The organism is Shewanella goraebulensis, from assembly GCF_030252245.1.
In the GTDB taxonomy this organism is placed as follows: Bacteria; Pseudomonadota; Gammaproteobacteria; order Enterobacterales; family Shewanellaceae; genus Shewanella; species Shewanella goraebulensis.
The window spans coordinates 3152063-3165570 of sequence record NZ_CP126972.1; the positions used below are offsets into that span (position 1 = coordinate 3152063).

At 40.2% G+C, this 13508-nt stretch carries 7 protein-coding genes and 3 tRNA genes; all 10 read right to left on the reverse strand.

Going from position 1 to position 13508, the window contains the following annotated elements; translation table 11 throughout:
* Positions 1–918 precede the first annotated feature (918 nt).
* Positions 919–1004: transfer RNA gene (locus QPX86_RS13265), tRNA-Leu, on the reverse strand.
* A gap of 53 nt (positions 1005–1057) precedes the next feature.
* Positions 1058–1131, reverse strand: a tRNA-Cys gene (locus tag QPX86_RS13270).
* A 14-nt stretch (positions 1132–1145) separates the two neighbouring features.
* Positions 1146–1221 (reverse strand) — tRNA-Gly (locus tag QPX86_RS13275).
* 249 nt (positions 1222–1470) lie between these two features.
* Positions 1471–2019 carry a CDP-diacylglycerol--glycerol-3-phosphate 3-phosphatidyltransferase gene (pgsA, locus tag QPX86_RS13280; protein ID WP_220754893.1) on the reverse strand — a complete coding sequence of 183 codons (549 nt, stop codon included), beginning with the start codon at positions 2017–2019 and terminating at the stop codon, positions 1471–1473.
* A 45-nt stretch (positions 2020–2064) separates the two neighbouring features.
* A complete protein-coding gene (gene uvrC, locus QPX86_RS13285; RefSeq protein WP_285162974.1) occupies positions 2065–3897 on the reverse strand; it encodes an excinuclease ABC subunit UvrC in 1833 nt (610 codons plus the stop codon).
* 48 nt (positions 3898–3945) lie between these two features.
* Complete coding sequence (uvrY, locus tag QPX86_RS13290) at positions 3946–4590, reverse strand: UvrY/SirA/GacA family response regulator transcription factor (protein WP_102527121.1); 645 nt, start codon at positions 4588–4590, stop codon at positions 3946–3948.
* 505 nt (positions 4591–5095) lie between these two features.
* On the reverse strand, positions 5096–5689 hold the full coding sequence (locus QPX86_RS13295) for a lipid-binding SYLF domain-containing protein (RefSeq protein WP_220754895.1): 594 nt from the start codon (positions 5687–5689) through the stop codon (positions 5096–5098).
* Between the two features lie 313 nt (positions 5690–6002).
* A complete protein-coding gene (locus QPX86_RS13300) occupies positions 6003–7022 on the reverse strand; it encodes an HD-GYP domain-containing protein (RefSeq protein WP_285162975.1) in 1020 nt (339 codons plus the stop codon).
* A 36-nt stretch (positions 7023–7058) separates the two neighbouring features.
* Positions 7059–11762 carry a response regulator gene (locus QPX86_RS13305; RefSeq protein WP_285162976.1) on the reverse strand — a complete coding sequence of 1568 codons (4704 nt, stop codon included), beginning with the start codon at positions 11760–11762 and terminating at the stop codon, positions 7059–7061.
* A gap of 115 nt (positions 11763–11877) precedes the next feature.
* Positions 11878–13491: an ATP-binding response regulator gene (locus tag QPX86_RS13310; RefSeq protein WP_285162977.1), complete on the reverse strand. Its 1614-nt coding sequence runs from the start codon at positions 13489–13491 to the stop codon at positions 11878–11880.
* Positions 13492–13508: the final 17 nt, after the last annotated feature.

Below are 13508 nucleotides of genomic sequence, written 5' to 3' on the forward strand. Positions count from 1 at the left end.
TAATGGTACCCGAGGCCAGACTTGAACTGGCACGCCTGATTTTAAAACGACGAGGGATTTATCTTTGCACAAACACTCAAATTCTTCCGAATTACAGGCACAAAAAAGCCCCAACTTTCGTTGAGGCTTTTTTGTGCCATACACTTAATACAATAAGTCGTATGTAAGCTCTTCATAGAAAAATAATGGTACCCGAAGCCAGACTTGAACTGGCACGCCTGATTTTAAAACGACGAGGGATTTATCTTTGCACAAACACTTAAATTCTTCCGAATTACAGGCACAAAAAAGCCCCAACTTTCGTTGAGGCTTTTTGCACCATACACTTAATACAATAAGTCGTATGTAAGCTCTTCATAGAAGAATAATGGTACCCGAAGCCAGACTTGAACTGGCACGCCTGATTTTAAAACGACGAGGGATTTATCTTTGCACAAACACTCAAATTCTTCCGAATTAAAGGCACAAAAAAGCCTCAACTTTCGTTGAGGCTTTTTCGCACCATACTCTTTAATACTAAAAGTCGTATGTAAGCTCTTCATAGAAAAATAATGGTACCCGAGGCCAAACTTGAACTGGCACGCCTGATTTTAAAACGACGAGGGACTTATCTTTGCACAAACACTCAAATTCTTCCGAATTACAGGCACAAAAAAGCCCCAACTTTCGTTGAGGCTTTTTCGCACCATACACTTAATACAATAAGTCGTATGTAAGCTCTTCATAGAAGAATAATGGTACCCGAGGCCAGACTTGAACTGGCACGCCTGATTTTAAAACGACGAGGGACTTATCTTTGCACAAACACTCAAATTCTTCCGAATTACAGGCACAAAAAAGCCCCAACTTTCGTTGAGGCTTTTTCGCACCATACACTTAATACAATAAGTCGTATGTAAGCTCTTCATAGAAGAATAATGGTACCCGAGGCCAGACTTGAACTGGCACGCCTATTAAGCGAGGGATTTTAAATCCCTTGTGTCTACCGATTCCACCACTCGGGCAAAAGTGTTGTCTTAACTGCTTAACGTAATTGTTAGCAACTAAACAAAAATTGTGGAGGCGCGACCCGGAGTCGAACCGAGGTCGACGGATTTGCAATCCGCAGCATAGCCATTCTGCCATCGCGCCGTATAGAGAATGATTGGAGCGACATATCGGGTTCGAACCGATGACCTATACCTTGGCAAGGTATCGCTCTACCAACTGAGCTAATGTCGCATTTTTAGCTTAATTAATTCACTTAACAAGGTATCGTCTGATACAAAGCTAACTGAGCTAATCTCGCAATCATTTGCCTATCTTCGCAGATTAGGCCTCGATGTCATCAAGTTGCAACCTTTCGGTTATACGCTGAAGCATCGCTGTCTACGGGGGTGCATTCTACCGATTTCAGTGTCGGTGTCAATTGCTGTTTTCAACAAAAATGACTGAGTGCGCACTAAATAAACTTATTGAACTTTTATTGCACTACTCAGCGGTTAAGTCTTTCCAAGCTGCTGAAATATAACTCATCATCGACCAGAAAGTTAGCACAGCAGCGACATAGAATAGTCCATAAGCGACATTAGTCAAAAATTCATTCGGCTGCCAAATCAAACCAACAATCGCCACCATTTGCGCTGCGGTTTTATATTTACCAATCCAAGACACTGCAACGACACCACGCTTACCAATTTCAGCCATCCACTCTCGCAGCGCTGAAATAACAATTTCACGGCCGATCATGAACAGTGCAGCTAAGGTGAGATAAATATTATCGTTTTGCTGAACCAACAACACCAACGCCGTTGTCACCATAATTTTATCCGCTACCGGATCTAAAAAGGCACCAAAACGAGTCGACTGTTTGAGTTTTCTTGCTGCATAACCATCTAACGCGTCCGTTACCGCCGCTAACCAGAAGATAAATGCGGACGCAAAAGGCGCCCAAGCGTAAGGGAGATAAAAAACTACGACAAAAACCGGCAACAGTAACAACCGGAATAATGTTAGCGCTATAGGTAAATTAAAAGGCATTGAAGAAACCAAATAGTCAGAAACAGCGCCAATCTTGCCTTAATTTTATCCCCCTCGCAATGCATCATGGATTGTTTGTGCCATTTCTAGGCTAATTCCGGGTACTTTTGTTAATTCAGCAACACTAGCGCCCTTAACTTCCTGTATTCCGCCCAAATGTTGTAACAATAGTTTGCGACGCTTTGGCCCAACACCCTGGATCGATTCTAATGTCGAAGTATTGCGAGTTTTCTGACGTTTATTACGGTGGCCAGTAATAGCAAATCTGTGTGATTCATCTCGAATGTGCAATATTAAGTGGAATGCTGGCGAGTCACTGGCAAGCTCAAAAGTTTGTTCTGTACCGCCAAATACAAACGTTTCGAGCCCTGCTTTACGGCCTTCACCTTTAGTTACGCCAATTAACAATGGTGGTCTATCTATGTTCACGCACTTTTCATCAACAATCTTTTGTGCAATTCGCAACTGGCCAATACCGCCATCAATAAACACAATATCCGGCACTTTGCCGTTGTTATCAATTTTTTCGAATCGACGCTTTAGTGCTTGCTCCATTGCAGCGTAATCATCGCCGCCGGTAATGCCATTAATGTTATAACGGCGATAGTCTGCTTTATGAGGGCCTTCACGGTTAAACACCACGCAAGAAGCTACGGTGCTTTCTCCCATCGTATGACTGATATCAAAACATTCCATACGGGTGATCTGATGGCCAAACTCCAACGCTTCTTCCAATAACTGAAATCGCTGCTCAACGGTATTCTTGTGAGATAAACGCGTATTCACTGCATTCGTTGCATTTGTTATTGCTAATCGTAAGAAGTTAGCGCGCTCCCCTCGTACATGGGTTTTAATTTCAAATTTACGCTCTAACGCCGCTGAAATAGTTTCTTCTAAAACTTTTTTCTCATCAAAATTCTCGCTAATGATGACTTCTTTTGGAATTGTTCTTTGAATATCAGCGTTTAAATAAAACTGACCTATGAAAGACACCAGCACTTCTTCTAAGTCGGTTTCCGGTGGTACTGTCGGATAATAACTACGGCTGCCAAAAATTTTACCGTCGCGAATAAACAATAAATGAAAACACACAATGCCTGATGCGTAATGCACGCCAATCACGTCCATATCACCTTTATGGTTTGATACTTCTTGCTGTTCGGCGACGCGTCTTAATGCAGTAATTTGATCACGATATTGCGCCGCGGACTCATATTCCATTTCATTGGCAGCAGTGTCCATTTTAGCCACCAGCTCGCTGATCACTTGTTGGTCTTTACCTCGTAAAAACAAACTCGCGAGTTTAACTTGGCCTGCATAATCTTCATCTGAGATACGCCCTACACAAGGCGCACTGCAGCGCTCAAGTTGATATTGTAAACAAGGCCGAGAGCGAGACTTATAATACAAATCATCACACTGACGAATAGGAAACAGCTTTTGCATGAGGTTTAGGCTTTCACGCACAGCGCCGCCATTAGGATAAGGCCCAAAGTAATGGCCTTTCTCTCTTTTCGGGCCGCGGTGATATGCCAACCTAGGATGCTTATGGCCACTTAATAAAATATACGGATAGGACTTATCATCACGTAACAATACATTGTACTTAGGCATGTATTGTTTGATGTAATCGTTTTCAAGCAGTAATGCATCGGTTTCGCTATGGGTTAGCGTCACATCAACATTAGCAATACGGGCAACAAGCGCTTGAGTTTTAACGTTAGGCAGATTCGCTCTGAAATACGAAGAAAGACGCTTTTTGAGATCTTTTGCTTTACCGACATAAATCACTTCACCTTTGTCATCGTACATACGATAAACACCTGGTGAAGATGAAACGGTTTTTAAAAATAATTTTGAATTAAAGCTTGAAGGCATCAACTATCCTAAAGTAGGCGTCGATACCTTGGTATGAACACCTAATGTCTAAAAAGAACTGGCATCGAGCATTTTGTAGCGAATAGCTAGGCGGGTCAACTCAACATCTCCACCAATATCTAATTTGGCAAATAAACGATAGCGATAACTGTTGACTGTTTTAGGGCTTAAATTTAGCTTTTCAGATATGTCATTAACCTTTTCACCATTGGTGATCATCAACATGATCTGCAACTCTCGCTCGGATAGACTGCTAAACGGATTTTCATCAGAGTGACTAAACTGACTCAATGCCATTTGCTGAGCTATTTCAGGCGATAAGTAACGTTGTCCTCGCGACACTTGTTGAATGGCACGCAGCACTTCAGGCGACGTCGAGCCCTTGGTTAAATAACCTGACGCACCAGCTTGCATCACTTTAGTAGGAAATGGATCTTCTGTTTGAACCGTGAGTACGATAATTTTCGCTTCCGGTTGATAGCGTAGAATTTTACGGGTGGCTTCTAATCCGCCCATACCTGGCATATTCATGTCCATCAGAATCACATCCGCTTCACTTTGACGAGACCACTGCACTGCAGTTTCGCCGTCAGGAGCTTCACCAACCACTTTTATTCCTCGTTCATCTTCTAATAAACGACGAATGCCAGTTCTCACTAATTCATGATCATCAACTAAATATACTGAAATCAACTTCTATCCACCTTAAAAACAGATTCGTCCTGAATTTTATTCTTATCCGTACATGGGTAATTTAGCTCATTGAGCGACTGACGGAAAGCGAAATAAGCGCTTAAGCTTGTAGGAATAGCTTAGTTAATAAGTTCTTCTCATGAAATTGACTCGTAAATTCAACTCGTACTAAAAATCACATCTGTAATTTTCACTACTTTATGCTAAACAGGCTAATTTTTTTAATATTATCAGCACAAACCTCTGAAATTAACGGCTAACCCCCAAGATAAAAAATAACCTAATTAATTTATCTAAATCTTCTTACTAAACGCCAAAAATTACTCAAATGTCTAAAAATTGACAAACCTGAAGTAAAAATTCTCATTATAGAAATATTGCCACTGATTTAATCCCATAAAAAACCGCAACTGAATAGTCAGTTGCGGTTTTCATTTTTTACTCTATAAGCTTAGCAAATTCGCTTTATAAAAAACTCATTCAAAGAAGTTTTTAAGCGGTGCGCTTACTCTTCATTTTCAACAAAATCGTCAGAAAAATCAGTTTCCCAGTACTTATAACCTTGAACCGTCGCCTGTGCTGCAGCCCCCATTAGGTTAACTTGGTAGGTTTTTACACCACTGACATCGACAGATTGGTTAGCTGACGCTTGGTCACCGCTTTCTTCATATTTTGCACTGGCTTCAGCCTGCGCTTGACCTTCATAACCAGACTCTTTAAAGCGAGTCATCGCATCGTTATCCATAAAGGCTTGTACAAAGGCCATTTGCTTCCAACCAATACCCGCACCCACACCGCCAGTTGCGAAACGGTAATAAGAATTTTGACCGTTTGAGGTTAGTACACAGACCCCGCCACCGGTTGACAGTGCAAACAAGTAGCTGTTACTACCAGTACAAACTACATAACCCACTGACTGAGCGACCGCAGTTTTTGCGCCGCTATGTTCAGCATAAATCTCTTGTAACGCTGACTGTGTTTCTTTACGCGCATTGGCTTTTTTAGACTCTGGGTTATCACCTGTCGCACAACCTGTTAATAAAGCAGGCACCATAACAGCAGCTAAAAGTAATTTTTTACTGATAAAAGTCTTAGACATGTAATTTTCCTCTGTCGAAAATAGGTTTAAATTGCCGTTATTGGCAAGTTACACAGATAAATAAGGGCACTCATATAGAGTGAATAATCCGTTCAGAAATAAGCCACGTAGATGACTACTGTGTTACTTAACCGCTTCTGAATAAGCCTTACATCGTTTAGCATTTTTCACTCATTGGCTTAGCGCTTAACTCGATATAGGCTTATTATAATCGAGCGCTAAAACATTTGTTACCATTTCACGCCATATGTGACATTAAACACCCTCACTTAAGCATTTACTCATTGAGTTCAACATAAAACCCATAAAAACATTACTCAACATCTTTAAATTTAGCTTTTATTTCTAAAATTTCATCTAGTTTATCAACAAATAACGGCACTAACTTAGGGTCAAAGTGACTCCCTGCTTCTCGCTTAATAAGCGATATAGCATCGTCTACTGTCCACGCCTTTTTATATGGGCGCTCGCTGGTTAACGCATCAAATACATCTGCGATGGCGACAATACGACCATTTAATGGGATATTCTCACCACTTAATCCATGAGGATAGCCACTGCCATCCCACTTTTCGTGATGAGTCAGCGCGACTTCTTGAGCAATGGTCATTAGTTCTGAATCCTTGTCACCAAGGATTTCAGCGCCGATTACACAATGCTTTTTCATTTCCTCAAACTCTTCAAACTCGAGCTTTCCGGGTTTCTTTAAAATGGCATCAGATATTCCGATTTTGCCTACATCATGCATAGGGGCTGCATTCATTAGCACTTCAGCAGCAGGTTCATTCATCCCCGCTGCAAGAGCTAGCACGTGAGTGTAGTAACTCATGCGAATGACATGCATCCCTGTTTCATTATCTTTATATTCGGCTGCGCGGCCTAAGCGGCGAATAACATTTAATTGATTTTGAGCAATTTCCGCCGTCTTTTGCTGTACTTTAATCGCAAGTATTCTGTTTTGATCTGTTAATGCTAGTTGAGTATGTACGCGACGTTGTACGATAGGCGGATTAAATGGCTTAGTAATATAATCGGCAGCGCCGAGCTCTAACCCTTTTATTTCATCATCAGCAGAAATTTTAGCGGTCACAAATATCACTGGAATATGGCGAGTTCTTTCATCTTGTTTGAGTTGTCTGCACACTTCAAAACCATCAATGCCCGGCATCATGATATCTAGCAAGATTAAGTCTAAGTTGATACTACGAGCAATTTTAAGTGCTAACTCACCATTTTTAGCAATCTTAATCTGATAGTCTGACTTTAATACACCCGCTAACACATCAATGTTTTCAGGGGTATCATCCACTACTAAAATAGTCTGCTTTTCCATCTACACTCCTTGTTCAATCCGTTAATACGTATTTATTCAGTCCATTAACGATAATTGCTCAATCATCTGTTTAGCGATTTCCATCGCCGTATCTAATTCATAATCATTCAACTGCTTTTCTAGTAATTTATAATTGTGTACTAACGGCTCGACATTTAAACAATCGCCGTGACTGTCGAGATATTCAGTCGCTTCCATATCAAAGCTTTCAAGCATGGTAATTAAAACTTCTAAGGTTTTGATTGCTAATGACTTGTCTAATGATAGTTGAACTTTATCAATTTGCGACGCAGGAATTGAAGTGGATATTTCTTCACATACTTTAGACAGCTCAAGTTCAATGTCAGCTAACGTGCTCACTTCACTTTCAGACAACCTTTGCTCCAAATGTAATGCCTGTTCAGCTAACTTAATTGCGCCGATGCTGCCAGCAACACCTTTTAATGTATGTACCAGCCGAGCGGCTACAGATTGATCATTTACTGCTATAGCCTTCGAAAATGCGCCAATAAACCCTTTTTGACCAGTAACGAATTTAGCCAATAACTTATAATATAAACCTACATCACCTTGTGTTCGTATCAAGCCTTGAGCAGTATCAACATGCTTCATTTCTATAATATTTGAGTTTAATTTCTCTGTTCCATTTTGCTCAATGAGTTCTATTTCAGTCGGATTTACTGGGGTTATCCATTTCGCCATCGTTATGAACATCGCTTCTACATCAATAGGCTTAGGTATATGATCATTCATACCTGCATCAAGCGCTTTTTCGCGATCTCCAGCCATAGCATTGGCTGTCATCGCAAGAATTGGCAAAGTTTGGTTTTGCGGCATTTCACGTATTTTTCTGGTTGAGGAATAGCCGTCCATCACTGGCATTTGGCAATCCATTAACACGCCATCAAAATCTTGTTCAGCTACCAGTTCAAGGGCTTGTTGACCATTAGCCGCGATGGTGGTTTCGATTTGCTTATTGTTAAGTAACTCTTGAATGAGCTCTTGGTTTAAATCGTTATCTTCTGCAATCAATATATTGGCGCCCGCTAAATGCTTTAGAGCTTTCGACAGTTCACTGCCTGCATCAGTATGTCTAGATTGATATTCTTCATCCGATATAACGTAAGAAAGCGCTTTAATGAGACTAGATTGAGTTTGTGGCTTCGTTAAAATGCTATCAAAATGCACATCAGCTGCACTGAGTAATAAGTCCTCTTTGCCATACGCTGTAATCATGATGAGCTTAGGTTTAATTTCTGGTGTGAGTTCGCCAATAAATCGAGCGACATCAATCCCACTGACTTCAGGCATCTGCCAATCGACTATAGCGACATCAGTTTGTTCACCACTGTCGAGCCAGGCAATAGCAGCTTTACCGCTATCAAACACTTTGACCTTCATCCCTACATTAACCAACAAGTTAGATAATATCTCTCTCGCAGCTTGATTATCATCAACTAATAAAACCGACTTACCATCAAGATAAGAAAGGTCTTGCTCCATTGGAGAGCTCGAAGAAATAGGATTTAAGTCAAAAGGAATATTGAGATTAAAAATACTGCCAACACCTGACTCGCTACTTAACGTAATATCAGCATTCATCAATTCCGCAAGGTTTTTGCAAATCGCTAAGCCTAGACCTGTACCACCATATTTTCGAGTCGTTGATGCATCAGCTTGTGAAAACGCATTAAACAGTCGCGACTGCTGCTCAGGCGTCATACCAATACCTGAGTCGGCTACAGAAAAGATAATATTGGCTTGATTGGGGGTAAGTTCAACTAATTTAGCTGAGATGATAATGTTGCCATGCTCGGTAAACTTAACGGCATTGTTCGCTAAATTGATGAGCACTTGCCCTACTCGCAATGGATCACCTAACAAGTTTTTAGGAATGTTTTCATCAATATCAAATAACAACTCCAAACCTTTATCAGCCACTTTAATGCCAATAAGGTTACTAACATTATTTAATAATTCATCAATGCTTAAATCAATGTTTTCGATGTCTAATTTACCAGCCTCAATTTTAGAAAAATCGAGAATATCGTTAATGATCCCTAATAAAGATTGAGCTGAACCATTGGTCTTTTCAATGTAATTACGCTGCTGACGGCTTAAATCAGTTTCTAGCGCTAAATGTGACATGCCGATAATGGCATTCATTGGAGTGCGAATTTCATGGCTCATATTCGCCAGAAAATCACTTTTGGCTTTGTTGGCGTCATCAGCTTCGGCAATGGCGGCTGCGAGCTCTCTTTCTAACTCTTTTGCTGCATTAACATTAATATGCACGCCACTTATCCGTTCAGGGCTGCCATCTTCGTGATATTGATAAGTTTGCCCAATACTTAAGATCCAGTCGTAACTGCCATCTTTACGGAGCATCCTAAACTCTTGACGAATAATTTGCTCGACATCGCCTTCGGCTGCAGGCTGTTTTAAACTAAGAATATCAGTATGATCATCTGGGTGAATCAAGCCGGAAAAAGTTTCAGCTCCCGAAGTCAGTTCTGCCCATTTATCTTCATTTGCACAAATATCAAGCCGCTCATAACCTAACATTTGGCTGTACATACGATTGACGACAACACGATTTTCGTGAGGGTAAAAATCCCACATTCCCATTTGGGCACTTTTAGCGGCAACTTCAAGTTTTTCTTCTGAGTCTAATAAAAGGTTTTCAGCAAGCTTTTGTTCAGTAATATCAAATAAAGTGCCATCGAAAAAACCTTTCCGATTATTTTCAGACGTTTCAAACTTTGCCATAACTTGAACATACCTGAGTTCACCAGAACGATTAAGGATTCGCATATCAACAACCACTTTTTTGTTGTTTAATGCTGCCTGTCTGACTGTTTCAAAGAACATTTCTCCGTCGCCATCAATAGCTAAATGAACAAAGCGCCGCTTAGGGTCTGTGCCAATAAAGTCTGCAACAGGGTAGCCCGTGATATGCTCAAAATTAGGACTAATATAAGAAACGGTAAAATCATTACTGACTAAATCGACGTAATTGCACCGAAATACTGCCCCTTGAATATTTTCGACTAAGGTTTGATACTGTTGCTGATTCTTTTGCATCTCTGCTCGAACAGTCTCCTGCTCATCAATATCAAGCAGTGCTAGTCGAATTTCATTCAAGCTAGTATCGTCATTAAATTCAGTTCTTACAGTAAGAGACACAGCAAGGTTTTGACCTGATTCTGTATTTAAAATAAGCCTAGCATCAGAGGTATCTACACCTTTCAGAGCCGATTTAAAAACTCTCTGACCTTCTCCATCATCGGTATTAAGCACATCTGCCCAGGTTAATTCAGTGAACTCTTTGCGCTCATGACCCGTGATTAATGCGAACTGTTTGTTGTGCTTAGTAAACTTACCATTGACGTCTAAAGTTGCGTAAGCCACTGCTGAGTTTTCGTATAAATCCCATAAACGGTTTTCTCGTTCTTGAATATCTCTAGTTCGAATTGAAATGGTTTTTTCTAACTTCTCATTACTGATTTGTAATCGACGTAAAATATGACGACTAAGCCAGAGGCTTGCTACAGTCAATAACAGGCATGACAACGCAATGACGCTGATGAGAATAATGATGATGGTTTTAAAGTACGAATAATTACTGCTTGCTTCGTCAATAGACATTTCTGTGACGATACCAAAACCGTAGCGCTCATCCCACTTCCAAGCACCTATAACATCCACACCTAAATAGTTTCGATAAGATTTATAACTGCTACCGTTCCGCTTAGCGCTAACTTGCTTGGCTGAGTAAGTCAGACCAAGCTCATTATGATTAACACTTGCAGGGGTCTGTGCAGTTAACTCATGAATTGGGTCGGTGACTTTCAGGTTGAGTACTGACATTTGTCCTTCTTCTAGTAACCCAAAAGAAATTAAATGCTTTTCATAGCGACTATGGGACAGCATCCGGCCTTGCTCATCAACAAAGTATGATTCACCAGTATCTCCAACTGCACCACTCTTGGTTAATTTCGCAAATTCTAGATAAGGGTCAATTCGAAGTGAAAGCACAGCGGTAATTTCGCCATTATCTTGAGTAACAGGACTGAGTACAAACATGGTAGGGGTATCAGCACGCTCTATTCCATAAGGGTTAGATAAAGCAATATCAGATCGCATCGGAGGTGTGATGACAATTTCACCTTTGACAGCTCTAGCAAATAATTTGGGATGTTCACGTTTAACAATATTAGTGACGCCAAGATTATTGTCACGACTTGAGGCAATATTCTTCCCATCTAACGTGATAATGAAAAAACCTAACGAACCAAACGATTCGCTATACCTTTTATAAGCATCTCTAGACCAGGCTAAATGATCACTTTCAAGGAGTTCTTCCTTATCTGGACCGATTTTTGTTAGATAAATCGCGCGTTGTAGTAACAATGGATTGGTCGCAACAGCGCCCACTCTATCTTCCCAGCCTCTAACCCATGAAGACAAGGCTGCATCGGTGGTCAAAGCGACAGAATTTAACGCTAAGCCACTTTTTTCTAAATCATGTTTATAAGCAACATTCAAACCTATCGCTGCGATGAGTGAAAGTAGCACTAAAAAACAACACACTATTAAACCAGTGAAAGTCCGATTAGTACCACTTTCAAAAAATGTTGAGAGGTCATTATTAGCTTGCTTTCTTAGACGTAAAAACAACCACAATAGTAAAAACAACAATCCAATTGCTATCGAGGATAAAGTTATATTCATTTCCATCCAATTCCATTACATCAGTTATTACAGTGATAGACCAATCAGCTATTTATATGATTTTCTAAGCTATTTTCCAGACCCCTTACTCAACTAGATTAGTCCATCCAAAAACAATAGCTTATAAATCTTGCATAGCATGTGGCAGTGAAATCGAAACGCTTGTTGTGTCATTTTCATCACTGACTTCTAAAGCAACGTTTCCATTTTGTGCTTCTGCAAGTAACTTAGCTGAGTAAGTACCAATACCCGTCCCATTATCTTTACCAGCTGAAGTGTATTTGTTCCAAAAAGTGTCGCGGATATGTTCTTCTACAACGCCAAGATTCTGAATAGTGATAATCAATGCAGGCTTATCTAAATCGGTATTTGAAACGCTATCAATTCTCTTCAAAGAAATTGATACGCGCGTCTTATTTGGCGCTGCTTCACAGGCATTTTTAAGCAGATTAAATAACATCGAATAGCTAAGACTTTCGTCACCCAGTGCTAGGTAGTCTTCGTCACCATCCTCTTCACAATCGAGGTAAATCAATAGATGTTTTACTTGGAAAGTTTTCTTTAAAACCGCAATAATTTTTTCCAGTAAATTGAACATGGAAAATGGCTTTGGTATTAAGGTAAATCGACCGGTTTCAATTTTATATAACTCACTAGACATATTGATCATATTCAACAATTGAAAAGACATATCTTCCGCGATGTGAGTATTTTCTAGGTTACTTTTGGAAATGTGAGGATCTTGGCTTATCTGTTCAAGTAACGCCATTAACCCAGCAATAGGTCCTTTTAAATCATGCTGCAATACTTGCTGAACTTCTTGTTTTAACTTTTCCGTAGTCACCATGTTGTCAAAATCAGACTGCAGACGCTTATGCATTTGCACATAAGTCATCAAGTTTCGAACTCTCAGCTTTAATAATTCAGGTTGGATAGGTTTACTAATATAATCGACTGCGCCACTATCTAACCCCTGAAGTTGGTATTTATCTTCAGTTAATGCTGTAACAAATATCACAGGAATATTTGCAGATTGAGGATGCTCTCTTAGACGTTTTAGTACTTCAAAACCATCCATACCTGGCATCATGATATCTAATAGAATTAAATCGGGAGGCGAATCTGATTGGGCTATTTCCAGCGCTTTTTGACCTTGTTTAGCCAGCTTGACTTGATATTCGTCTTTTAATAATCCACCAATTAAAGTGAGATTATCGGTAGTATCATCAACGACCAATACTGAAGAGCGAGGAGCATCTTTATCATCTATCGTATTAGATGAATTGGGAGAACTTAGAGTATCGGCGACTAACGCGGGGTCGTCTTGCTGGAAAGACTGAGCTTTGTTACTAATATGACCACTCAAGCATTGTGCAACACGTTGTTGTAAAGTCACTGTATTAAATGGCTTAATAACAATATCTGTGACGCCGCTTGTGATTGCAGTGCTCACCCTCTCTCTTGCCGCCTCAGCAGTTATCATTAGAAAAGGAATGTGTCGCCACTTTGTCGATTGACGGACTTCATTTAATAGCTCAATGCCCGACATCACAGGCATATTCCAATCAGAAATAATCAGATCAATGGTATAGTTTTGAAGTACCTTTAACGCTTTTGCACCATTTTCTGCCTGATGAACATGACCAATGCCAAAGCGACGCAATTGATCTGAACTGATTTTACGGATGGCGTCCATATCATCAACAATCAAAACACTTTTCTTCGTTAAATCCATGCGACCTCATCCGTTAG